This is a genomic window from uncultured Sphingomonas sp. (genome assembly GCF_913778135.1).
GTDB lineage: Bacteria > Pseudomonadota > Alphaproteobacteria > Sphingomonadales > Sphingomonadaceae > Sphingomonas.
This window is the reverse complement of record NZ_CAJYVU010000164.1, coordinates 1-20,964: the sequence shown is the minus strand read 5'-3', so window position 1 is coordinate 20,964 and position 20,964 is coordinate 1. Positions and strand designations below refer to the sequence as shown.

The following is a 20,964-nucleotide window of genomic DNA, read 5'->3' as shown; positions in this document are numbered from 1 at the left end:
GGGTCTAGTGCACGACTGGTCGCGGCGATCAGAACAAGAAAAAGCCGGGGCAAGCTCAGTGACTTGCCCCGGCGATATTCTTTCTCGTTGATGCAGGTTAGTCGTCTTGCCGCGCCAGCCAGTCCTCAAGCCACTTGATCGTATAATCGCCGGTCTGGAACTCGGGATCGTCGAGCAATGCCTGATGGAGCGGGATGGTGGTCTTCATTCCTTCAATCACGAATTCTTCCAGCGCACGGCGCAATCGGCGCAGCGCGCCTTGGCGCGTGGTGCCGTAGACGATCAGCTTGGCGATCATGCTGTCGTAATAGGGCGGCACCTTGTAGCCGGCGTAGAGCCCTGAATCGACGCGGACGTGCATGCCGCCGGGCGCGTGATATTGCTTCACGAGGCCGGGGGAGGGCGCGAAGGTGCGCGGGTCCTCGGCGTTGATGCGGCACTCGATCGCATGGCCGCGGAAGACGACGTCTTCCTGCCGGAGCGTCAGCGGCTCACCCTCGGCGATTCGGATCTGCTCGCGCACCAGATCGAGCCCGGTGATCGCCTCCGTCACCGGATGCTCCACCTGCAAACGGGTGTTCATCTCGATGAAGTAGAACTCGCCGTTCTCCCACAGGAACTCGATCGTCCCAGCACCGCGATAGCCCATGTCGGCCATTGCGCGGGCACAGATGCCGCCCATCCGCGCGCGCTCCTCGGGCGTGATGACTGGGGAGGGGGCCTCCTCCAGCACCTTCTGGTGCCGACGCTGGAGCGAGCAGTCGCGCTCGCCCAGGTGGATCGCATTGCCCTTGCCGTCGCCGAAGATCTGAAACTCGATGTGGCGCGGGTTGCCAAGATACTTCTCGATATAGACAGTCGCGTCGCCGAACGCGGCCTTCGCCTCGCTGCCGGCCTGCGCCATCAGCGTTTCGAGCTGGTCGGGCGAGGTGCAGACCTTCATGCCACGACCACCACCGCCCGATGCGGCTTTGATGATGACCGGATATCCCGCGCGGTCGGCGATAACCTTCGCCTCGTCCACGTCGCTGACCGCGCCGTCCGAGCCCGGTACGAGCGGCAGGCCGAGCGCACCCGCGGTCCGCTTCGCCTCGATCTTGTCGCCCATCGTGCGGATGTGCTCGGGCTTGGGGCCTACGAAGATCAGGTTATGCAGCTCGACGATCTCGGCGAACTTGGCGTTCTCACTGAGGAAGCCGTAGCCCGGATGGATCGCGTCGGCGCCCGAGATTTCGGCGGCCGAGATGATGTTGGGGATGTTGAGATAGCTCTCGGCCGCGGACGGCGGGCCGATGCAGATCGCCTCGTCGGCGAGCCGCACGTGCATCGCGTCGGCGTCGGCGGTGGAATGCACCGCGACCGTCTTGATCCCCATTTCGTGGCAGGCACGGTGGATGCGCAGCGCAATCTCGCCACGATTGGCGATCAGCAGCTTCTTGATCTGCGGCACAGAGCTTTACTCGACCACGACGAGCGGCTGGTCGAATTCGACGGGCTGGCCGTTCTCGACCAGCACCGCCTTGACCGTACCAGCCGAGGGCGCGGTGATCGGGTTCATCACCTTCATCGCCTCGACGATCAGCAACGTGTCGCCCGCGGCGACGCTCTGCCCGACGCTGGCGAACGGCTTCGCGCCAGGCTCGGCGGCGAGATAGACGGTGCCGACCATCGGCGAGCGAACCGCATTTGCGTCACTCGGCGCCGACGGCCCGGCATTGTCGACCTGCGGCGCGACGGCGGCGGGGGCGGCCGCCGGTGCGGGCGCGGTGGCGTAATGCATCGGCGCGGCGGCGACTTGGGCTGCCTTGCGCGCGACGCGGATCTTGCGATCGCCGTCCTCGACCTCGATCTCGGTCAGCTGCGTGGTGTCGAGCAGCTCGGCAAGCTGGCGCACGAGGTTCACGTCGACCTGCATCGCGCCACCACCATTTGCTTCGTTCATGTCGGCCATCAGCCTTGATTCCCCTTCAAGGGCGCGCGCTGTGTCAGAACTGTGCCGCCGCTTCAAGCGCGAGGGCGTAGGATAGCGCGCCGAATCCCGCAATGGTTCCGCGTGCGGCACGACCGACGAATGAGGTGTGGCGGAATTCCTCGCGCGCGTGCGGATTGGACAGGTGCACCTCGATCACCGGCGTGCGGATCGCCTTGATCGCGTCGTGCAGCGCGATCGAGGTGTGGGTGAAGGCGCCGGCGTTCAGGATAACCGCGCGTGCGTCATACGCCTGCGCCTCGTGCAGCCAGTCGACCAGATGCCCCTCGTGGTTCGACTGGCGCATGTCAATCGTGAGCCCCAGGTCGCGCGCGCGGTCCTCCAGTCGCCCCGCGATGTCGTCGAGCGTATCGTGGCCGTAGATCTCCGGCTCGCGCGTGCCGAGCAGGTTGAGGTTGGGTCCGTTCAGGACGAACACGGTCTGGTTATCGGGTGCAGGCATCGGCGAGCGGCTTTCTTGAACACCGGCAGCGCCGGGACTAGGTGGCGGTTCGTCACCTCTCTAGCCCGCTCGCCCCTCGCTTGTCGAAGGGCCGCGCTTCGTTCCGCCGGGAAGACGAGGCACGGGGCTGGCGATCACGCAACCCGCAATGGACGGGGGCGCGCGCCCTCGAAGCGACCACCATGCCCCATTCCGACGGAACCGTCTCGATTGTCGTCAACGGCGAGCACAAGCGCGTCAAGGCGGGGCTGACGATCGCTGACCTCGCCGAGCAGCTGGGGCTGGTGCCCGAGAAAGTGGCGGTGGAGCGCAACCTGGAGATCGTGCCGCGCTCGACGCTTGCGCAAGTCTGCGTCGAGGACGGCGACGAGCTGGAGATCGTTCACTTCGTTGGTGGTGGCGACCACGCGCGTCCGATGTCGGACGATAGCTGGACCGTCGCCGGCAAGACGTTCCGCTCGCGCCTGATCGTCGGCACGGGCAAGTACAAGGACTTCGCGCAGAACGCCGCCGCGCTGGAGGCGTCGGGGGCGGAGATCGTCACCGTCGCGGTTCGCCGCGTCAACGTCAGCGATCCGAAAGCGCCGATGCTGACCGACTTCATCGATCCCAAACGCGTCACCTATCTGCCCAACACCGCCGGCTGCTTCACCGCCGACGACGCGATCCGCACGCTGAGGCTCGCGCGCGAGGCGGGCGGTTGGGACCTCGTCAAGCTCGAGGTGTTGGGCGAGGCGCGCACGCTCTACCCCGACATGCGCGAGACGTTGAAGGCGACCGAGGTGCTGGTGCGCGAAGGTTTCAAGCCGATGGTCTACTGCGTCGACGATCCGATCGCGGCGAAACAGCTGGAGGAAGCGGGCGCGGTCGCGATCATGCCGCTCGGCGCGCCGATCGGGTCGGGGCTGGGCATCCAGAACCGCGTCACGATCCGCCTGATCGTCGAGGGGGCCAAGGTGCCGGTGCTGGTCGATGCGGGCGTCGGTTGTGCCTCCGACGCGGCAATAGCGATGGAACTCGGCTGCGACGGTATCCTCATGAACACCGCGATCGCCGAGGCGAAAGACCCCATCCTCATGGCGGCGGCAATGAAGTCGGCGGTCGAGGCGGGGCGGATGAGCTACCGCGCCGGGCGCATGGGACAGCGCCGCTACGCCGACCCGTCGAGCCCGCTCGCCGGCTTGATCTGAATCAGATCGGGCGCGGAACAACCCGCGGGCGTCCTCGTTTCTTCGCCACCGGGTTCAATCAGCCTGAAACGAAGGAGTAATCGCGATGGGTGAACTGACCGACAAAATCAAGGGCGGCGTCAACGAAGCGATTGGCAAGGCCAAGGAAGCGATTGGCGAGCACAACAACGACGCCAGCCTGAAGGCCGAAGGCGAAGCGCAGCAGGCGAAGGGCAAGGGTGAGCAGATGAAGGGCAGCGTCAAGGGCGCGCTCGGCGACAACATCTGATCTCGACCGGCTTTACTGCCAACAAGGGCCGTTCCGCCTCGCGGAGCGGCCCTTTTGTTTGCCTGAGTGCGTTAACGTTCCTGCATCAGCGATTGCGGATCGCCTCGAGTGTCGTGGCAGCGGTAATGACCTCCACGTCGGTCTTCAGGTGCAGCAGCCGCACGCCACCCTGCGCCATCGCGCGGTCGAGCGCGGGCGCGAAATCAGTGGTCTTCTCTACCGTTTCCGCCCAGCAGCCATAAGCGCGTGCGAGCGCGGCGAAATCGGGGTTGTGGAGACGCGTCGCCGACACGCGGCGCGGGAACTCACGCTCCTGATGCATGCGGATCGTGCCATACGCGCTGTTGTCGACGACGATGACCAGCAGCGACGCATCGTGTTGCACCGCTGTCGCCAGTTCCTGCCCGTTCATCAGGAAATCGCCGTCGCCCGCAACCGCAACCACCGTGCGGCCGGGTCGGCGCAGGCTCGCCGCGACTGCCGCGGGCACACCGTAGCCCATCGCTCCACTGGTGGGGGCGAGCTGCGTGCCAGGCCCGGCGTAGCGCCAATACCGATGCCACCAACCCGAGAAATTGCCCGCGCCGTTGCAGATGATCGTGTCGGCGGGCAGAGCCTCGCGCATTACCGCGACGCATGGGCCGAGGTCGAGTGCAATGCCGTCGCGTGGCGTGGGCGTCGTCCATGCCTCATAGTCCGCGCGTGCCTCCGTCGCCGCCGGATGGGCTGGACCATCGATCGTCAGCAGTGCCTCGGCGAACTCGGCCATGCCGGCGCAGATCGTGAGGTCGGTGCGATAGGTCATGCCGAGCTCGTTCGCATCGGGATGGACGTGGACCAGCCGCTGCCCCGGATGCTCGGGCGTGATGAGCGTGTAGCCGTCGGTCGTCGCCTCGCCCAGACGCGGACCGACGACCAGCAGCAGGTCGGCGTCCTTTACCCGCGCGACCAGCTTGGGGTTGGGACCGTAGCCGAGATTGCCCGCATAGGCCGGGCAGTCGTTCGGCACCGCGTCCTGCCGGCGGAACGCAGCGACTAATGGCACGCCGGTGCGGTCCGCCCAGGCGGCGATGTCCTCGGCCGCGCGCTCGTCCCAGCCCGCGCCGCCGACTACCGCCACCGGCCGCTCGGCGGTGGCGAGCAGGTCGGCGAGTTGCGCCATGACGCCAGCGTCGGGCGCCTGCGCCGCGCGCTCGACCCGCGGCCGATCGATCGCCTCGACCTGGTCGAGCAGCATGTCCTCCGGCAGCGCGAGCACGACCGGGCCGGGACGTCCGTTCATCGCCACCGAATAGGCGCGCGCGACGTACTCGGGGATGCGACGCGCGTCGTCGATGCGCGCCGCCCATTTGGCGACCGGCGCGAACATCGACTCGAAATTGATCTCCTGAAATGCCTCGCGGTCGCGTGTGCCGCGGTCGACGTCGCCGACGAACAGGATCATCGGCTGTGAATCCTGCCGGGCGACGTGAACACCGATACTGGCGTTGGTTGCGCCCGGTCCGCGGGTCACGAAGGCGATGCCGGGGCGATGCGTCAGCGCGCCCTCGGCGCACGCCATGAACGCGACGCCGCCTTCCTGCCGGCAGACCACCGTCTGGATTGAGGGCACATCCACCAGCGCGTCGAGCACTGCGAGGAAACTTTCGCCCGGCACGGTGAAAATCCGCTCGCAGCCTTGTGCAACCAGCTGGTCAACGAGGATGCGTCCGCCAGTCCTGATGGTCTCGGTCTTGTTGCTCTGCATGTTGGCTGCCTAGCCTGCCGCGCGTCGAAGCGGCAAGCGCTTGCGCTCGGCCGCGGCCTGTTCGATCCTCCGCGGCATAAAGAGGAGAGGATCATGGCGGCGTTCGAGCTGGTGGCGGATGGATTGCGCTTTCCCGAGGGTCCGGTCGTCATGCCCGACGGCAGCATCATTCTGGTAGAGATCGAAGCCGGCCGCATCACGCGCGTTACGTCTGACGGTCGCAAGGAAGTGGTGGCGACACCAGGCGGCGGCCCCAACGGCCTGGCACTCGGCCCCGACGGCATGCTCTACTGCTGCAACAATGGCGGGTTCCGTTATGTCGAGAGTAACGGGATGCTCGCGCCCCACGGCATCGCGGCGGATTATTCGGGCGGGCGGATCGAGCGGATTGATCCCGCGACCGGCCGCGTCGAGGTGCTGTATCGATCGGGCGATCACGGCGTCACCCTGCGTGGCCCCAACGACATCGTGTTCGATGCGCATGGCGGCTTCTGGTTCACCGATCACGGCAAGATCGACTATGCCAACCGCTGCCACGACGTCGTCGGCATCTTCTACGCGAAAGCGAACGGCAGCTTCATTAAGGAGGTGATCTTTCCGTCAATGAACCCAAACGGCATCGGCCTGTCGCCCGACGGCCAAACGCTCTACGCGGCGGAAACCTACACCTGTCGTTTGATGAAGTTCAGCGTGACCGCGCCCGGTAAGGTCGCGCCCGACGCAGGACCGGGCGGTCCCGGCATCCCGCTGTACCGCCCGGCCGGGTACAAGTTCTTCGATTCGCTGGGGATCGAGGCGTCGGGCAACATCTGCGTCGCAACGATCGGCGAGTGCGGCATCAGCGTCGTCTCGCCCGCCGGCGAACTGGTCGAGTTCGTCGCCACCGATGACGTCTTCACCACCAACATCGCATTCGGCGGTGACGACATGATGGACGCCTACCTGACGCTGTCGGGTACCGGACGGCTGGTGAAGACGCGCTGGGCGCGGCCTGGATTGAAGCTGCAGCACTGACCCGCGTGGACAAGCGCTGCGTGACCGGCGATGAGCGCTGCGAATAATGATGGGGGCAGGGCAGGTGCGCGACACGGTGATCTTCGACTTCGGCGGCGTCATCACGTCGTCGCCCTTTGAGGCCTTTGCGCGGATGGAGCGCGAGCGCGGGCTGCCGGAGAACCTGATCCGTCGCATCAACGCGATCGATCCCGACAGCAACGCTTGGGCGCGGTTCGAGCGCGCGGAGATCGACGCGGCTGGCTTTGACGCCGCCTTTGCCGAGGAAGCGCGCGTGCTGGGACACGAATTGCGCGGCGACGACGTGCTGGCGCTGCTCGCGGGCGACATCCGGCCGCGGATGGTCCACGCGCTCGATTGGCTGAAGCATAACGGCTATCACCTCGGCTGCATCACCAACAACGTGCCCGCGGGCGAGGGCGCTGGGATGTCGCGGAACGCGGAGAAAGCTGCGCTTGTCGCGGACGTACTCGAACGTTTCGACCACGTCATCGAGTCGAGCAAGGTGGGGCTGCGCAAGCCCGATCCGAAGATCTACCGCATGATGCTCGATACGCTCGGTAAAGCGGCGGACCAGTGCGTCTACCTCGACGACCTCGGCATCAACTGCAAACCCGCCGCGGCGATGGGGATGGCGGCAATCAAGGTTGAGGGCGAGGGCCAGGCGCTCGACGATCTGGCGCACGCGCTAGGCGTCATGCCGGGGTCGTTCTGACGTGTTGACCGGCTCGCCCGCGGATCGGTAAGCGGCCAGACGAGAGAGAGGCTGTGATGAAGAAGCTTTACCCGGATGCGGCGGCGGCGCTCGACGGTCTGCTGTTCGACGGCATGACGATCTGCGCCGGCGGCTTCGGCCTGTGCGGCGTGCCCGAACGGCTGATCGACGCGATCCGCGACGCAGGCACGCGCGACCTGACGATCGCCAGCAACAACGCCGGGATCGACGGCGAGGGGCTCGGCAAGCTGCTGCGCACGCGACAGGTCAAGAAAATGATCTCGAGCTACGTCGGCGAGAACAAGGAGTTCGAGCGCCAGTATCTGTCGGGCGAACTCGAGGTCGAGTTCTGCCCGCAGGGAACGCTCGCCGAACGCTGCCGCGCGGGCGGCGCGGGCATCCCCGGCTTCTACACCAAGACCGGCGTCGGCACGCTGGTGGCCGAGGGCAAGGAAGTGAAGTCGTTCGACGGAGAGGATTACATCCTTGAACGCGGCATCCGCGCCGACATCTCGATCATCAAGGGCTGGAAGGCGGACGAGAGCGGCAACCTCATCTTCCGCAAGACCGCGCGCAACTTCAACCAGCCGATGGCGACCGCGGGGCGCGTCTGCGTCGCCGAGGTCGAGGAAGTCGTGCCGGTCGGGACGCTAGACCCCGATCACATCCACCTGCCGGGTATCTACGTGAAGCGGATGATCGTCGGTGCGCCCTACGACAAGAAGATCGAGTTCCGCCTGACCCGGCCACGCGCGCAAGCGAGCGCGGCAGGGTCGGAGGTCTGAGGCGATGGCCCGCGCGCTGATCGTGTTGATGGCGGCGGCGACCGCGCTCGCGGGATGCGCGACGCAGCAACGCATAGACGTGCCTTTACCCGGCATGCCGCCGATGATCCCATCGGCGCCGCCGCCCGGCATGGCATACCTCTATGGCTCGGCCGAGGCGGATGCGTTGAGCGAGCAGGCGTATAACGGCATGCTCGGCTACGTCCGCGCGCTGCTCGATCGCACTCGCGACGCGCGCGGGCGCCTGCCGCACCAGCGCGCGGCGGGCACGCTGCCGCGCTGGCCGGCGAGTGCCTCGGCGGTGCTGGCGGCCGGATCGACCGCCGCGGTACCGCAGCCGACATCGTGCGGCGCGCTGCCGCCCGCCGTCGTGCTCGACATGGACGAGACGACGGTCCTGAACCTCGGCTACGAATACAATGACGCGCAAACCGGGCAGGCATATGATGCCAAACGCTGGGATGCGTGGGAACGCGGCGGCGCGGACAAGGTCGTCGCGGTACCCGGCGCGGTGGCGGCGTTCCGGCAACTGCGCGCGGCGGGCGTCGCGGTCGTCATCAACACCAACCGCAATGCCGCCAACGCCGCCGATACCGCACGCGCGCTCGCGGGCGCAGGGCTCGGCACGTTCGAGCACGGCACGACGCTCTGGTTGAAGGGCGACGCAGACGGCAAGTCGGGCAAGGACGGCCGCCGACAGGCGATTGCCGAGCGATACTGCGTGCTGGCGCAGATGGGTGACCAACTCGGCGACTTCGCCGATTTCTTCAACCCGCCAGGACCGGCCCCCGCCTCGGGGCGGCGCCTGCTGCCCAGCACCAGCCGCCTCGTCGCGCGCTGGGGCGCGGGATGGTTCATCCTGCCCAACCCCGTCTACGGCACCGGCCTCGGCTCGGGCTGGGACGATACCTTTCCCGCGGACCGCCGCTGGAGCCAGACGCCCGAAGGAGTGAAGTGATGGCAGAAGCGACGAGGGCAAGTGGAGGGGGCTGGGACCGTAACGGCATGGCCGCGCGCGCGGCGAAGGAGCTGCAGGACGGCTTCTACGTCAACCTCGGCATCGGCATCCCGACATTGGTCGCGAACAACATTCCCGACGGCATGACCGTGACGCTCCAGTCGGAGAACGGGATGCTCGGCATCGGCCCGTTCCCCTACGAGGGCGAAGAGGATGCGGACCTCATCAACGCGGGCAAGCAGACGATCAGCGAGCTGCCGCAATCGGCCTATTTCGGCTCGGAGCAGAGCTTCGCGATGATCCGCGGCGGGCACATCGACTTGACGGTGCTCGGCGCGATGGAGGTTGCGGAGAACGGCGACATCGCCAACTGGATGATCCCGGGCAAGATGATCAAGGGCATGGGCGGCGCGATGGACCTCGTTGCGGGCGTCAAGAAGATCATCGTCGTGATGGAGCACACCTCGAAGGACGGCAGCCCGAAGTTCATCCCGGCGTGCTCGCTGCCGCTGACGGGCAAGAACGTCGTCGACATGATCGTGACCGAACTGGCGGTGTTCCAGCGTCCGGATCACCAGTCGCCGTTCCGGCTGGTCGAACTGGCACCGGGCATCACCGCGGACGAGGTCGCGGCGAAGACGACGGCGAGCTACATTTCCTGATCGAGCTCGCGCCTCAATGATCTGGCGTTGGCTGGCAGGCGCGCTCGCCGCGCTGCTGCTGTCCGCGGGCGCGATCTACCTGTTCGTGCCTGCGCCGCGCGTGTTGAGCTGGCTTGACTGGACGATGGGTGGCGGACGCGGCGTCGGACTGGTCAGTGACGCGGTACCGTTCGGCAGCAACGGGCAGACGCTCGACGTGTGGCGCCCGACCGAGCCCGCCGCGGACAAGCTGCCGGTGCTCGTCTTCATCTACGGTGGCGGCTGGGCCAACGGAGACCGCCGCAGTTACGCCTTTGCCGCGCGCGCATTCGCCCGTGCCGGGTTCGTCGTTGTCGTGCCCGATTACCGCAAGGTGCCGCAGGTGCGCTTCCCCGCCTTCGTGCAGGACGGCGCGGCGGCGGTGCACTGGGTGCGCGATCACGTCGCCGATTACGGCGGCGACCCGACCCGCGTCGCGCTCGCAGGTCACTCGGCCGGCGCGTACAACGCCGTCATGCTCGCACTAGACCAGCGCTGGCTGCGCGCGGAAGGCGTTGACCCGCACATCGTCAAGGCAGCGGTGGGCCTGAGCGGGCCGTACGACTTCTACCCCTTCGACAAGCCCCGCTCGCGCGAGGCGATGCTGGGCGTCGCCGATCCGATGACGACGCAGCCGGTCACCTTCGCGCGCGCCGACGCCCCTCCGCTGCTCCTCGTCACCAGCAGCCGTGACACGCAGGTGCGACCGTACAATGCCTATCACCTGTTCGAGCGCGTCAAGGCAGCGGGTGACCGTGCGAAGCTGGTCGAGCACGACAAACTGACCCACGAGAATGTCGTCATGGCGCTGTCAGTGCCGTTCCGCAGAATGGCGCCGGTGCTGGATGAGAGCGTCGCATTCATCAACGACGCGATGCGCGGTGATGATCGAATGAAATAAAAGAAACGTTACTGGCGACTTCTGCATTGTTTCCTTTCGCGCAGGGCGCTTCTTGGTTAAGGCGCGAGCGATGTCACACCAACCGCGCACATTGTACGAAAAGGTCTGGGACGCTCACGTCGTGGAGCCTCGCGACGATGGTTCCTGCCTCCTCTACATCGATCGCCACCTCGTCCACGAAGTCACAAGCCCGCAGGCGTTCGAGGGGCTTCGCAGCAATGGTCGCCGCGTCCGTCGCCCCGATCTGACGCTCGCGGTCCCCGACCACAATCTGCCGACCACCGCGCGCGTCGACGCGTCCGGACGCGAGTTGCCGATCGCCGATCGTGACAGCGCCGAGCAGCTCGACGCACTGCGCCGCAACGTCGCCGAGTTCGGCGTCCCCTATATCGACGCGCTCGCGGCAGAGCAGGGGATCGTCCACGTCGTCGGGCCAGAGCAGGGCTTCACGCTACCCGGCACCACGGTCGTCTGCGGTGACAGCCACACCTCGGCGCATGGTGCACTCGGCGCGCTCGCGTTCGGCATCGGCACCAGCGAGGTCGAGCACGTGCTCGCGACGCAGACGCTGATCCTGTCGCCGTCAAAGACGATGGAGGTGCGCGTCGACGGCACGCTCGGCTTCGGCGTGTCGGCGAAGGACGTGGTGCTGTCGATCATCGGTCGCATCGGCGCGGCGGGCGGCACCGGCTACGTGATCGAGTTCACTGGCGAGGTAATCCGCAACCTGTCAGTCGAGGGACGGCTGACGATCGCCAACATGAGCATCGAGGGCGGCGCCCGCGCCGGCATGATCGCGCCCGACGAGACGACCTTCGCCTATCTGAAAGGCCGCCCGATGGCGCCGACGGGCACCGATTGGGACCGCGCGGTCGAATGGTGGCGCACGCTGCCGAGCGACGCAGGCGCGCGCTACGATCGTAACGTCACTTTGTCCGCCAGCGACATCGCACCCGTGCTCACCTGGGGCACCAGCCCGGAGGATGTGGTCGCAATCACCGGCGTCGTGCCCGAGCCCGAGAGCTTCGCCGATCCGTCGAAGCAGGCGGCGGCGCGCAAGTCGCTCGACTATATGGGGCTGACGCCGGGCACGCGGATGCAGGACGTGGCGGTCCAGCACGTCTTCATCGGCAGCTGCACCAACAGCCGGATCGAGGATCTGCGCGCCGCCGCGCAAGTGGCGAGCGGGCGTCGCGTCGCCGCTGGCGTACGCGCGATGGTCGTGCCGGGCTCGGGCCTCGTCAAGCGTCAGGCGGAGGCCGAGGGGCTCGACCGCGTCTTCACAGAAGCCGGGTTCGAGTGGCGCGAGCCTGGCTGCTCGATGTGCCTGGCGATGAACCCGGACAAGGTGCCTGCGGGTGAGCGCTGCGCCTCCACCTCGAACAGAAATTTCGTCGGGCGGCAGGGTCCCGGTGCGCGCACGCATCTGCTAAGCCCCGCGATGGCGGCGGCGGCGGCGGTCAGCGGCCGGTTGACCGACGTACGCGACCTGATCTGAACAACGACAACAGGGGCAACAACCATGAAGATCGTTCTGGCACTTCTCGTCGCAGGTGCGGCGGTCAGCGGCGTCGCGGCCTATGCCGCGGTCGGCAAAGTGAATGCGGGCGCGAACACGCCGCGTGCCGTCAAATCGGCGCGCTGACGCGATGGAGCCGGTGACGCGCGTCGCGGGGACGGCCTATCCCTGGGGGCAGAAGAACGTCGACACCGACGTCATCATTCCCGCGCACTGGCTCAAGACGATCAAGCGCTCGGGGCTGGGGCGCGGCGCCTTTGAGGTCGTGCGCGCGCAACCCGACAACATTTTCGATGATCCGCGCTATGCCGGCAGCCCGATCCTGATCGCGGGCGACAATTTCGGCTGTGGGTCGAGCCGCGAACACGCCGCCTGGGCGCTCGCCGACATGGGCGTGCGCGCGGTCATCGCGCCGAGTTTCTCCGACATCTTCTCGGGCAATGCGTTCAAGAACGGCATCGTCACCGTTGTGCTGCCGCAAGACGCGATCGACCGGCTGATCGCGGTCGCGCAGGATGGAGAAATTACTGTCGATCTGGAGACGATGACGGTTACGACGCCGTACCAGGACCGCTTCCCGTTCACGCTCGATCCGTTTCGTCGTCGCTGCCTGATGGAAGGGCTGGACGAGGTCGGTCTGACGCTGGCAAAGGATACCGCGATTTCGAAATTCGAGGAGGCAATGCATCGGCATCGCCCCTGGATTAAGGATAGGAGCGGAAATGCGGGCATTGCTGTCGAGGGCGCCGGGCGGACCTGAAACTCTGGAGATCGGCCAACTGCCCGATCCCGCGGTGGTTGATGGGCAGGTGGTCGTCGCCATCAAGGCGTGCGCGATCAACTTTCCCGACGTGCTCGTCATCGAGGACAAGTACCAGATGCGCCCACCGCGCCCATTCGCGCCGGGCGGCGAGGTGTCGGGTGTGGTCGAGCAGGTCGGCGCGGGCGTGACCCGCTTCAAGGTCGGCGACCGCGTGATGGGCAATACCAGCATGGGCGGGCTGAGCGAGAAGGCGCTGTTCGTCGAAAGCGCGCTCTATCCGGTGCCTGAGGAGCGCAGCTTCGAGGAAGCGGCCGCGCTGCTGCTGACCTATGGCACGACGATCCACGCACTCGTCGATCGCGGACATATCAAGGCAGGCGACAACCTGCTCGTGCTCGGCGCCGCGGGCGGGGTCGGGCTCGCCGCGGTGGAACTCGGCAAGGCGTTCGGCGCGCGCGTGATCGGCGCGGTGTCGAGCGAGGAAAAGGCGCAGGCGGTACGTGACGCCGGCGCGGACGACGTGATTGTCTACGGCCGTGGACCGTTCGGCAAGGACGAGTCGAAGGCGCTGGCCGAGCAGTTCAAGGAGAAGGCGGGCAAGGCCGGCTTCCAACTGATCTACGACGCGGTCGGCGGCGACTACGCCGAACCCGCGCTGCGCTCGATCGGCTGGGAAGGGCGCTACCTCGTCATCGGCTTCCCCGCCGGCATCCCCAAGCTGCCGCTCAACCTGACGCTGTTGAAGAGCTGCGATGTCTGCGGCGTGTTCTGGGGCGCATTCGCCGCACGCGATCCAGAGGCAAACCGTGCCAACATTCAGCAGCTGTTCGACCTGTGGAAGGACGGCCGCATCGCCCCGCGCGTGACGGAGGTGTTTCCCCTCGAGCAGGGCGGCGACGCGATCGCCAAGATGGCGGCACGGCAAGCGATCGGAAAGCTGGTCGTCCGCGTCGCCGACTGACGCCTTCGTCTTTCGGCGTGTTGGCAGCCCCGTTGCACGCATCGCCGCCGCACTCTATCCCGACGGCAACGAGCAACGGGAGCTGCCATGACCACCTTCGACGATCGCGAGCGCGCGTTCGAGAGCAAGTTCGCGCGCGACGAGGAGATGGCGTTCCGCGTCACCGCCCGCCGCAATCGCCTGGTCGGGCAATGGGCCGCCGCGCTGATGAAGCTGACGCCCGAGGAAACCGACGCCTACGCCAAGTCGGTCGTGCAGGCCGATTTCGAGGAAGCGGGCGACGAGGACGTGGTGCGCAAGCTGTTAGGTGACCTGACCGCGGCGGGCGTCGACGTCGACGAGGCGCAGGTGCGTCAGGCGCTGACCCAGGAAACGGTCGAGGCGCGTCGTCAGCTCCTCAAGGCGGAGTAGACACGATGCCGATGGAAGGCGACGAAATCGCCGCGCTGATCCGCGCCGGCATCCCCGATGCAGAGGTCGAGATGACCGATCTGGCGGGCGACAAGGACCATTGGTCCGCGCGCGTTACCAGCGCGTCGTTCGCGGGCATGCCGCGCGTGCGCCAGCATCAGGCGGTGTACGCGGCGCTTGGCGGGCGCATGGGCGGCGTGCTCCACGCCTTGCAGCTCACCACCGCCGTACCGAAGTAGAGCCGGCATCGCGCCGACCAGCGCCCGAACAGGATTCAGAGAACCATGACCGACGACACCAACGCCCGCATCGATGCCGTGGTGAAGAACAATCCCGTGGTGTTGTTCATGAAGGGCACGCCGCTGTTCCCGCAATGCGGTTTCTCCAGCCGCGCGATCGCGATTCTGGAGCGGCTCGGCGTCGAGTTCGAGAGCGTCGACGTGCTGCAGGACCAGGGCATCCGTCAGGGGATCAAGGCATATTCCGACTGGCCGACCATCCCGCAGCTGTACGTCGACGGCGAGTTCGTAGGCGGATCGGACATCATGATGGAAATGTACGAGAGCGGCGAACTGGGCGAGCTGTTCGCCGGCAAGACCGCGGCGCAGTAATCCGCTGGTTCTGAAGGGCGTCGCTGCGGCGGCGGCCCGACATCGTTTGCATGCGGCGCTTGGTACCGGGTTGGACGGGCGCCGCGAGATCGAGAAAGCGGCGGCCCGCCCAGCTGAAGCGCCATTGCGCTCGGTAGCGTCGGTTGAGTTACATGCTTTATGCCAAGTAGGCGGAGTTCATGTTTTCCGCTGATCTCGATGGTTAAGCCACCTTCATCCGTCCCGCTTGCTGTAAAACCTGCCGACACCTGATCCGTGCTGTTGACAACAGGTGTAGTCGATGCAACAAAACTACATCTGTAGGCGGAAGAAGGATGGCGCGATGGCTGAGCGGATCAGTGATGCCGAGCACGCGGTCATGGAGGTGCTGTGGGACGAGAGTCCGCTCACCGCGCAGGACGTGACCGAGCGGGTCGATCCGAACCGCGCCTGGAGTGCCGCCACGGTGAAGACGCTGCTCGGCCGTTTGCTCGGCAAGGGTGCGGTGCAGCATGAGGTCGACGGACGCCGCTACCTCTACTCGCCGGCCGTGGCACGCGAAGATTACGTCGCGGGCGAGTCGCGAAAGCTGATCGACCGGCTGTTCGGCGGCAAGCTGACCCCGCTGGTCGCGCATTTGGCCGAGCGCGACGAACTGACACGGCAGGATATCACCGAGATCGAGGCGCTGTTGAAGGCGCTGAAACGATGATCGCGCTCGCAATCGAGGCGCTGGCGGCATCGACCGCGCTAATGCTGCTGGTGCTCGCGCTGCGGAGGCCGGTCCGCCGCGCGTTCGGGGCGGAGCTGGCCTATCTGCTGTGGCTGCTGCCAGTGTTGCGGCTGGTGCTGCCGCCGCTGCCGAGCGGGTGGAGCCCGCTGAGTGCCGCGCCGGTCGCGAGCGTCGGTGAGCAAGCGGCGGTGCTGATGACGCCGATCGCTCCCGTCGACACGATCGCGGTCGCGGTGCCGGCGGCGCAATCGGGTAGCGCGGCGCCGTGGTTCGCGCTGCTCTGGGGCGCGGGCGCGCTCGCGATCCTAACCGTTCAGCTGGTGCAATATGTCCGCTTCCGCGCCAGCGTGCTGCGCGGCGCAGCGGCGATCACGCGCGTCGGCTCGGTCGAGGTGGTCGAGAGCGCGGGCGCGAGCGGACCGCTCGCCTTCGGGTTGATCCGCCGGATTGTCGCTTTCCCTCGCGACTTCGCTGAGCGCTACGACGCCGACGAGCGCGAACTCGCGCTGGCGCACGAAATCGGTCACCACCGCCGGGGCGATCTGTGGGCGAATTGGGTCGCGCTGGGGATGCTGGCACTGCACTGGTTCAATCCGGTCGCATGGATCGCGTTCCGCGCCTTTCGCGCCGATCAGGAGATGGCGAACGACGCCGGCGTGCTCGCGCGCGCGGGTGCTGCGCAGCGTCACGCCTACGGCTGCGCGATCGTCAAGGCAGCGCACGGGCGCGCGCTGACGCCGGCGTGTCACCTCAACACCGTCAACGATCTGAAAGGCCGGCTGCGGATGCTGGCGCGCACGCGCGTGTCGGGGCGGCGCGTGGCTGCGGGTGGTGCGGGGCTCGCGCTGGTCGCGGGCGCCGGTCTCGTCGTCACCGCGTCGGGTATGCCTGCCGCCGCGCGGGTACGCGTCGGGGTCGAGCAGGTGACGGGCGTGCGGCTCGACGAGCTCGATCGCACCTTCGCCGAGGTGATGGCGCCGATTACGCAAGCACGCTCGACACGTCAGGTCTCGCACGCGACGCACAAGGTGACGATCGTGGAGAATGGCCGCACCACCGTACTGACGGGGGACGAGGCGGCCGCTTACGCCGCCGCGCATCCGGTGCCGCTCACCCCCGTACCTCCGATGCCGCCGGCCCCGCCCGTGCCGGGCAGCCCCGCGCAGCCGCCGCAGCCGCCAGCCGTTCCGCTGCCGCCTTCGGCCTCAGCCGCGGTCAGCATCAGCCGCGCGGCATGCGCCGACAGCGCCACGCTCGTCGCCCGCTCCGCCGGTGGTCACGAGGTCGTCATCTGCGATACCGGTAGCGAAGGCTATGCCTCGAACGTCCGGCGCGAGGCACTGGCGGCGTCGCGTGACGCACAGCGTGAGGCGCTGGAGGCACGCCGCGAGGGTCTGCGCGCCCGGATGGAAGCTCAGCGTGAGGCGGCGCAGGCTCGTGCCGAGGCGCAGCAGGAAGCCGCACAGGCGCGGATGGAAGCGCAACGCGATGCCGCGGAAGCGCACGCGGAGGCAATGCGCGCGCGTGCGGAGGCGATGCGTGAAACGCGCTCCTCCCTGCACTCGGCCCTGTCCAGCCTCGCGATGACGCGGGCAAGTCTGGCTGGCGACCCCGCGCTGACCGGCAGTGATCGCACCAAGGCGCTGCGTCAGGTCGACCAGGCGCTCGCCAACGTGAAGGCGCAGCTCGCAAGCGCCGACTGAGGCGCAACGATCGGCACAGGGAAGGGGCGGCGGCTTGCGTCGTCGCGCCCGACCCGCCATCTGCGTTCGCAATGGATGCAACGCCGCCGCCTGTCGGGCTCGCGATCGAGCTCGAACCGCTCGTCACGCGGGTGCTCGCGCCGAATGCGTCGGCCTACACCTTCACGGGCACGCAGACGCATCTGGTCGGCCAGCGCGATCTCGCCGTGATCGATCCGGGGCCGGCGGACGACGCGCACCATGCCGCGCTACTGCGCGCGATTGGCGATCGACCGGTGCGCGCGGTCCTTATCACGCATCATCACCGCGATCACAGTCCGGGTGCGCGGCGGCTTGCGGCGGAGACAGGCGCGCCGATCATCGGATCGGCGCCGTTCGCGATACACGACGACGGTCCGCGTGCCGACGCGGCGTTCGATACCGATTACGCACCCGACCGCGTGCTCGCGGACGGCGAGCGGGTCGGCGGTGATGGCTGGACGCTGGAGGCGATCGCCACGCCTGGCCACACCAGCAACCATCTCGCCTTCGCGTTGCCGGAAACGAACGCGCTCTTCTCGGGCGATCACGTGATGGGATGGGCGACCAGCGTCATCTCGCCGCCCGACGGCGACATGGGCGACTATATGGCCAGCCTCGAGAAGCTGCTCGCGCGCGACGACCGCGTCTATTATCCCGGCCACGGTCTCGAGATCGAGCGGCCGCAGCGGCTGGTGCGCGGCATGCTCGGGCATCGCAAGCAGCGTGAGGGGCAGATCATGCGGCTGCTCGGCGAAGAGGCGCGGACCATCCCGACGATGGTCGAGAAGATGTACGTCGGGCTCGACCACCGGCTGCGCGGCGCCGCCGCGCGCTCGGTGCTGGCGCACCTGATCGACCTCGACCGGCGCGGTCTGGTCCGCGAAAAGGACGAGTGGTGGAGCGCGGCGGCGGCATGAACAACATCGTCAAGACGGCGATCGGCCTCGCCGTCGCTCTCGCGATCGTGCTGGTCGCGGTGGCCGGCTATCGCCGCTACACCGACGATTACACCGTCTCGACCGACGAGAATGGCCTCGCCGTCGCGCGCGTCGTCACCGGACGGCTCTACGGCAGCAGCGACCTGCGCGTCAGCCGCCTGTCGGGCACTGTGCAGGCGACCGCCGCGACCAGCCGGCTATGGGGCTGGCTGAAATCGACCCGCGTGGTGAAGGCGCCGTACGAGATCGATTACTTCGTTGTGCTGCAATCGCTCTCACCACGCGACTTCCGCTACGATGAGGCGCGCCGGCGCCTGCTCGTCGAGGTGCCCGACGTGGTGGTCGGTCACGCGAACATTGACGAGGCGAATGTGACGGTCGACCAGACCAGCGGGATGATCGTGTCGCGCGACGCAATGGCAGAGCTGCAGCGCCGCGTGTCGGCCACCGCGACGCGCGTGGTTGCCGCGAAAGCGCGCGAGCCGCAGAACATGATCAAGGCGCGCGAGAACGGCCGGGTCGCGCTCGAACGGCTGTTCGCGGGCACGCTTTCTGCCGCGGGATTGCCGGTCAGCGTCGAGGTGCGCTTTCAGGGCGAGCCACGGTCTGGCGATACCACGCAATGGGATCTGACCCGCAGCCTGGAGGAAGTGCTCGGCAACGCGGCCTGACTGGTGGGGCTTAGCAAGACGCGAATGACTTGATCGCGCGCGCGCGCCGGGCCACATCGCCGCACATGGAACAGCCGACCAACCTCGCGGGTCTCGATCTGCGCGCCGAAATCGACCGCCTCCGCCGCGAGCGCAACGCGGTGATTCTCGCGCATTATTACCAGAAACCCGAGATACAGGATCTGGCCGATTTCGTCGGTGACAGCCTCGACCTCAGCCGCAAGGCCGCGGACACCGACGCTGACGTGATCGCCTTTTGCGGCGTCCGCTTCATGGCCGAGACCGCGAAAATCCTGAGCCCGCAGAAGACGGTGGTGCTGCCCGACATGGACGCAGGCTGCAGCTTGGAGGACAGCTGTCCGCCCGAACAATTCGCGGCGTTTCGTGCGCAACACCCAGACGCGATCGCGCTCACCTACATCAACTGCTCGGCCGAGGTGAAAGGCTTGTCCGATGTCATCGTGACGAGCAGTTCGGCCGAGAAGATCCTGAGCCAGATCCCGGCCGACCAGCCGATCATCTTCGGTCCCGACCGCAATCTCGGCGGCTATCTCGCGCGCACGACCGGGCGCGACCTGATCCTGTGGCCGGGCGTGTGCATCGTGCACGAGGCGTTCAGTGAGACCGAGCTGTTGAAGCTCAAGGCGCAGCATCCCGGCGCGCCTGTCGCGGCGCACCCCGAGTGCCCCGCGGTGATCCTCGATCACGCCGATTACGTCGGCTCGACCCGCGGCATCCTCGACTATGCGATGGCAATGCCGGGCGACACGCTGATCGTCGCGACTGAGCCGCACATCATTCACCAGATGGAAAAGGCGCTGCCCAACAAGACCTTCATCGGTGCGCCGGGCGCGGACGGCAACTGCAACTGCAACATCTGCCCGTACATGGCGCTTAACACGATGGAGAAGCTCTACGTCGCACTGCGCGACCTGACGCCCCGGATTGAGATCGAGGAAGGGCTGCGGCTCCGCGCGAAGAAGAGCCTCGACGCAATGCTCGCGATGGCGAGCGGTTCGGTTGGGCTAGGCGACCTGGGTCCAGTGCGCGTCACCGGCGACTAAGCGGCAGCGACGCTTACCGGTCGTTCACAGCTACCAACTAACCTTCGCTCCATGTCGGAGCGGAGCTACGGACAAGCTGATGGCGACGACGACTGGGTCGCGTGCGAGCCGATCCGCTGACGCGCGCGCATCCTATTCTGCCAGACGCCCGTCCTTCAACGCATCCAGCTCGAAGGTAAACAGCACGTCGCCGTTCGGCTGCTTAATATCATGCGCCACGTCGTCGTCTGCAATCGCGTGGAGCAGGTGGCGGATCACCGCCTTGCGCGCCGCCGGCTTGTCGTCGCCGCGTACGCACGTCCACGGCGCCCACACGCTATGCGTTCGCTCCAGCATCGTGTCGCGCGCGGCAGAATATTCGTCCCATTTGTCCTGTGCGACCGCATCGAGCGATGACATCTTCAACGCCTTGAGCGGATCGGTCCGCCGCTTCTCCAGCCGCCGGGCCTGCTCGTCCTTGTCGATATCGAGCCACAGTTTGACCAGCTTGATCCCGTTCTCGACCAGCATGCGCTCGAAATCGGGCACGTCGCGCAGGAATTGCGCCTGCTCGGCGTGGGTGGAGAAGCCGTTGACCACCTCGACGCCCGCGCGATTGTACCAGCTGCGGTTGAAGATCACGAGTTCGCCGGCCGCGGGCAGGTGCGACACGTAGCGCTGGAAATACCATTGCGACTGCTCGCGGTCGCTGGGCTTCGGCAGCGCGACCACGCGCGTGTTGCGGACCGACAAATGCTTGGTGATGGCCTTGATCGTGCCGTCCTTGCCTGCGGTGTCGCGCCCTTCGAGCACGACCACGGCACGCTCGCCGCTCTTCGCCATCGCCGCCTGCATCCGGACCAGTCCCAGTTGCAGTTTGTGGTCGTGCTTGGCTTTACCCACTGGTCCTCCGCTCGCTTC

At 67.1% G+C, this 20,964-nt stretch carries 25 protein-coding genes; 20 read left to right on the top strand and 5 right to left on the bottom strand.

Features of this window, described 5'->3' with window-relative positions:
- Window positions 1–97: 97 nt before the first annotated feature.
- The 3 genes from accC to aroQ are packed head-to-tail and all read right to left on the bottom strand — an operon-like array spanning window position 98 to window position 2,432.
- A complete protein-coding gene (gene accC / locus QZ847_RS14810) occupies window positions 98–1,450 on the bottom strand; it encodes an acetyl-CoA carboxylase biotin carboxylase subunit (protein ID WP_294357858.1) in 1,353 nt (450 codons plus the stop codon).
- 6 nt (window positions 1,451–1,456) lie between these two features.
- Window positions 1,457–1,942 carry an acetyl-CoA carboxylase biotin carboxyl carrier protein gene (gene accB, locus QZ847_RS14805; RefSeq protein WP_294357861.1) on the bottom strand — a complete coding sequence of 162 codons (486 nt, stop codon included), beginning with the start codon at window positions 1,940–1,942 and terminating at the stop codon, window positions 1,457–1,459.
- Between the two features lie 43 nt (window positions 1,943–1,985).
- Window positions 1,986–2,432, bottom strand: coding sequence for a type II 3-dehydroquinate dehydratase (gene aroQ / locus QZ847_RS14800; protein ID WP_294357854.1), 447 nt, complete (start codon window positions 2,430–2,432; stop codon window positions 1,986–1,988).
- Window positions 2,433–2,614: 182 nt separating this feature from the next.
- Here aroQ and thiS point away from each other — a divergent pair, with 182 nt between their 5' ends.
- Together thiS and QZ847_RS14790 are read left to right on the top strand one after the other, a co-directional pair.
- The gene (gene thiS, locus QZ847_RS14795; protein ID WP_294190461.1) at window positions 2,615–3,622 is read left to right on the top strand and encodes a sulfur carrier protein ThiS; all 1,008 of its coding nucleotides are present in this window, start codon (window positions 2,615–2,617) and stop codon (window positions 3,620–3,622) included.
- Window positions 3,623–3,707: 85 nt separating this feature from the next.
- Window positions 3,708–3,890 carry a CsbD family protein gene (locus tag QZ847_RS14790; protein WP_294357853.1) on the top strand — a complete coding sequence of 61 codons (183 nt, stop codon included), beginning with the start codon at window positions 3,708–3,710 and terminating at the stop codon, window positions 3,888–3,890.
- An 85-nt stretch (window positions 3,891–3,975) separates the two neighbouring features.
- Here the strand turns inward: QZ847_RS14790 and QZ847_RS14785 are convergent, their stop codons facing one another.
- Window positions 3,976–5,637, bottom strand: coding sequence for a thiamine pyrophosphate-binding protein (locus QZ847_RS14785; protein ID WP_294357850.1), 1,662 nt, complete (start codon window positions 5,635–5,637; stop codon window positions 3,976–3,978).
- Between the two features lie 93 nt (window positions 5,638–5,730).
- Here QZ847_RS14785 and QZ847_RS14780 point away from each other — a divergent pair, with 93 nt between their 5' ends.
- The 18 genes from QZ847_RS14780 (at window position 5,731) to nadA (ending at window position 20,064) form a co-directional block, all read left to right on the top strand.
- Entirely contained in the window at window positions 5,731–6,651 is a 921-nt protein-coding gene (locus QZ847_RS14780; RefSeq protein WP_294357847.1) for an SMP-30/gluconolactonase/LRE family protein, read from the top strand.
- A gap of 46 nt (window positions 6,652–6,697) precedes the next feature.
- Window positions 6,698–7,366, top strand: a complete 669-nt coding sequence (locus QZ847_RS14775) for an HAD-IA family hydrolase (protein ID WP_294357845.1) — start codon at window positions 6,698–6,700, stop codon at window positions 7,364–7,366.
- A 56-nt stretch (window positions 7,367–7,422) separates the two neighbouring features.
- Window positions 7,423–8,151 carry a CoA transferase subunit A gene (locus QZ847_RS14770; RefSeq protein ID WP_093005767.1) on the top strand — a complete coding sequence of 243 codons (729 nt, stop codon included), beginning with the start codon at window positions 7,423–7,425 and terminating at the stop codon, window positions 8,149–8,151.
- Between the two features lie 4 nt (window positions 8,152–8,155).
- The gene (locus QZ847_RS14765; protein WP_294357833.1) at window positions 8,156–9,109 is read left to right on the top strand and encodes an HAD family acid phosphatase; all 954 of its coding nucleotides are present in this window, start codon (window positions 8,156–8,158) and stop codon (window positions 9,107–9,109) included.
- On the top strand, window positions 9,109–9,771 hold the full coding sequence (locus tag QZ847_RS14760; RefSeq protein ID WP_294357832.1) for a 3-oxoacid CoA-transferase subunit B: 663 nt from the start codon (window positions 9,109–9,111) through the stop codon (window positions 9,769–9,771). The genes QZ847_RS14765 and QZ847_RS14760 overlap by 1 nt, the downstream gene beginning before the upstream one ends.
- 16 nt (window positions 9,772–9,787) lie before the next feature.
- Complete coding sequence (locus QZ847_RS14755) at window positions 9,788–10,690, top strand: alpha/beta hydrolase (protein ID WP_294357829.1); 903 nt, start codon at window positions 9,788–9,790, stop codon at window positions 10,688–10,690.
- 70 nt (window positions 10,691–10,760) lie between these two features.
- Entirely contained in the window at window positions 10,761–12,188 is a 1,428-nt protein-coding gene (leuC, locus tag QZ847_RS14750) for a 3-isopropylmalate dehydratase large subunit (protein ID WP_294357826.1), read from the top strand.
- A gap of 24 nt (window positions 12,189–12,212) precedes the next feature.
- Window positions 12,213–12,335 carry a hypothetical protein gene (locus QZ847_RS14745; RefSeq protein ID WP_294357824.1) on the top strand — a complete coding sequence of 41 codons (123 nt, stop codon included), beginning with the start codon at window positions 12,213–12,215 and terminating at the stop codon, window positions 12,333–12,335.
- A 4-nt stretch (window positions 12,336–12,339) separates the two neighbouring features.
- Window positions 12,340–12,969, top strand: a complete 630-nt coding sequence (gene leuD / locus QZ847_RS14740) for a 3-isopropylmalate dehydratase small subunit (protein WP_294357821.1) — start codon at window positions 12,340–12,342, stop codon at window positions 12,967–12,969.
- Window positions 12,932–13,933 carry an NADPH:quinone oxidoreductase family protein gene (locus QZ847_RS14735; protein WP_294357818.1) on the top strand — a complete coding sequence of 334 codons (1,002 nt, stop codon included), beginning with the start codon at window positions 12,932–12,934 and terminating at the stop codon, window positions 13,931–13,933. The genes leuD and QZ847_RS14735 overlap by 38 nt, the downstream gene beginning before the upstream one ends.
- An 87-nt stretch (window positions 13,934–14,020) precedes the next feature.
- Window positions 14,021–14,344, top strand: coding sequence for a DUF1476 domain-containing protein (locus QZ847_RS14730; protein WP_093005781.1), 324 nt, complete (start codon window positions 14,021–14,023; stop codon window positions 14,342–14,344).
- Between the two features lie 5 nt (window positions 14,345–14,349).
- Window positions 14,350–14,583, top strand: coding sequence for a BolA/IbaG family iron-sulfur metabolism protein (locus QZ847_RS14725; protein WP_026325827.1), 234 nt, complete (start codon window positions 14,350–14,352; stop codon window positions 14,581–14,583).
- 45 nt (window positions 14,584–14,628) lie between these two features.
- Window positions 14,629–14,955, top strand: coding sequence for a Grx4 family monothiol glutaredoxin (grxD, locus tag QZ847_RS14720; RefSeq protein WP_294357815.1), 327 nt, complete (start codon window positions 14,629–14,631; stop codon window positions 14,953–14,955).
- A 322-nt stretch (window positions 14,956–15,277) separates the two neighbouring features.
- Window positions 15,278–15,646, top strand: a complete 369-nt coding sequence (locus QZ847_RS14715; protein ID WP_294357812.1) for a BlaI/MecI/CopY family transcriptional regulator — start codon at window positions 15,278–15,280, stop codon at window positions 15,644–15,646.
- The gene (locus QZ847_RS14710; RefSeq protein WP_294357809.1) at window positions 15,643–17,370 is read left to right on the top strand and encodes a M56 family metallopeptidase; all 1,728 of its coding nucleotides are present in this window, start codon (window positions 15,643–15,645) and stop codon (window positions 17,368–17,370) included. The genes QZ847_RS14715 and QZ847_RS14710 overlap by 4 nt, the downstream gene beginning before the upstream one ends.
- A 71-nt stretch (window positions 17,371–17,441) precedes the next feature.
- On the top strand, window positions 17,442–18,308 hold the full coding sequence (locus QZ847_RS14705) for an MBL fold metallo-hydrolase (RefSeq protein ID WP_294357806.1): 867 nt from the start codon (window positions 17,442–17,444) through the stop codon (window positions 18,306–18,308).
- The gene (locus QZ847_RS14700) at window positions 18,305–19,000 is read left to right on the top strand and encodes a hypothetical protein (protein WP_294357803.1); all 696 of its coding nucleotides are present in this window, start codon (window positions 18,305–18,307) and stop codon (window positions 18,998–19,000) included. Before QZ847_RS14705 ends, QZ847_RS14700 begins: the two co-directional genes overlap by 4 nt.
- 65 nt (window positions 19,001–19,065) lie before the next feature.
- Window positions 19,066–20,064, top strand: a complete 999-nt coding sequence (gene nadA / locus QZ847_RS14695; RefSeq protein WP_294357800.1) for a quinolinate synthase NadA — start codon at window positions 19,066–19,068, stop codon at window positions 20,062–20,064.
- Between the two features lie 132 nt (window positions 20,065–20,196).
- Here nadA and ppk2 read toward each other — a convergent pair whose 3' ends face one another.
- Entirely contained in the window at window positions 20,197–20,946 is a 750-nt protein-coding gene (gene ppk2, locus QZ847_RS14690; protein ID WP_294357860.1) for a polyphosphate kinase 2, read from the bottom strand.
- Window positions 20,947–20,964 lie beyond the last annotated feature (18 nt).

Coding starts and splice junctions, on each gene's coding strand:
- accB (WP_294357861.1), bottom strand. CDS start 1,942: ATGAACGAAGCAAATGGTGGTGGCGCGATGCAGGTCGACGTGAACCTC.
- aroQ (WP_294357854.1), bottom strand. CDS start 2,432: ATGCCTGCACCCGATAACCAGACCGTGTTCGTCCTGAACGGACCCAAC.
- thiS (WP_294190461.1), top strand. CDS start 2,615: ATGCCCCATTCCGACGGAACCGTCTCGATTGTCGTCAACGGCGAGCAC.
- QZ847_RS14790 (WP_294357853.1), top strand. CDS start 3,708: ATGGGTGAACTGACCGACAAAATCAAGGGCGGCGTCAACGAAGCGATT.
- QZ847_RS14785 (WP_294357850.1), bottom strand. CDS start 5,637: ATGCAGAGCAACAAGACCGAGACCATCAGGACTGGCGGACGCATCCTC.
- QZ847_RS14780 (WP_294357847.1), top strand. CDS start 5,731: ATGGCGGCGTTCGAGCTGGTGGCGGATGGATTGCGCTTTCCCGAGGGT.
- QZ847_RS14775 (WP_294357845.1), top strand. CDS start 6,698: ATGATGGGGGCAGGGCAGGTGCGCGACACGGTGATCTTCGACTTCGGC.
- QZ847_RS14770 (WP_093005767.1), top strand. CDS start 7,423: ATGAAGAAGCTTTACCCGGATGCGGCGGCGGCGCTCGACGGTCTGCTG.
- QZ847_RS14765 (WP_294357833.1), top strand. CDS start 8,156: ATGGCCCGCGCGCTGATCGTGTTGATGGCGGCGGCGACCGCGCTCGCG.
- QZ847_RS14760 (WP_294357832.1), top strand. CDS start 9,109: ATGGCAGAAGCGACGAGGGCAAGTGGAGGGGGCTGGGACCGTAACGGC.
- QZ847_RS14755 (WP_294357829.1), top strand. CDS start 9,788: ATGATCTGGCGTTGGCTGGCAGGCGCGCTCGCCGCGCTGCTGCTGTCC.
- leuC (WP_294357826.1), top strand. CDS start 10,761: ATGTCACACCAACCGCGCACATTGTACGAAAAGGTCTGGGACGCTCAC.
- QZ847_RS14745 (WP_294357824.1), top strand. CDS start 12,213: ATGAAGATCGTTCTGGCACTTCTCGTCGCAGGTGCGGCGGTCAGCGGC.
- leuD (WP_294357821.1), top strand. CDS start 12,340: ATGGAGCCGGTGACGCGCGTCGCGGGGACGGCCTATCCCTGGGGGCAG.
- QZ847_RS14735 (WP_294357818.1), top strand. CDS start 12,932: ATGCGGGCATTGCTGTCGAGGGCGCCGGGCGGACCTGAAACTCTGGAG.
- QZ847_RS14730 (WP_093005781.1), top strand. CDS start 14,021: ATGACCACCTTCGACGATCGCGAGCGCGCGTTCGAGAGCAAGTTCGCG.
- QZ847_RS14725 (WP_026325827.1), top strand. CDS start 14,350: ATGCCGATGGAAGGCGACGAAATCGCCGCGCTGATCCGCGCCGGCATC.
- grxD (WP_294357815.1), top strand. CDS start 14,629: ATGACCGACGACACCAACGCCCGCATCGATGCCGTGGTGAAGAACAAT.
- QZ847_RS14715 (WP_294357812.1), top strand. CDS start 15,278: ATGGCTGAGCGGATCAGTGATGCCGAGCACGCGGTCATGGAGGTGCTG.
- QZ847_RS14710 (WP_294357809.1), top strand. CDS start 15,643: ATGATCGCGCTCGCAATCGAGGCGCTGGCGGCATCGACCGCGCTAATG.
- QZ847_RS14705 (WP_294357806.1), top strand. CDS start 17,442: ATGGATGCAACGCCGCCGCCTGTCGGGCTCGCGATCGAGCTCGAACCG.
- QZ847_RS14700 (WP_294357803.1), top strand. CDS start 18,305: ATGAACAACATCGTCAAGACGGCGATCGGCCTCGCCGTCGCTCTCGCG.
- nadA (WP_294357800.1), top strand. CDS start 19,066: ATGGAACAGCCGACCAACCTCGCGGGTCTCGATCTGCGCGCCGAAATC.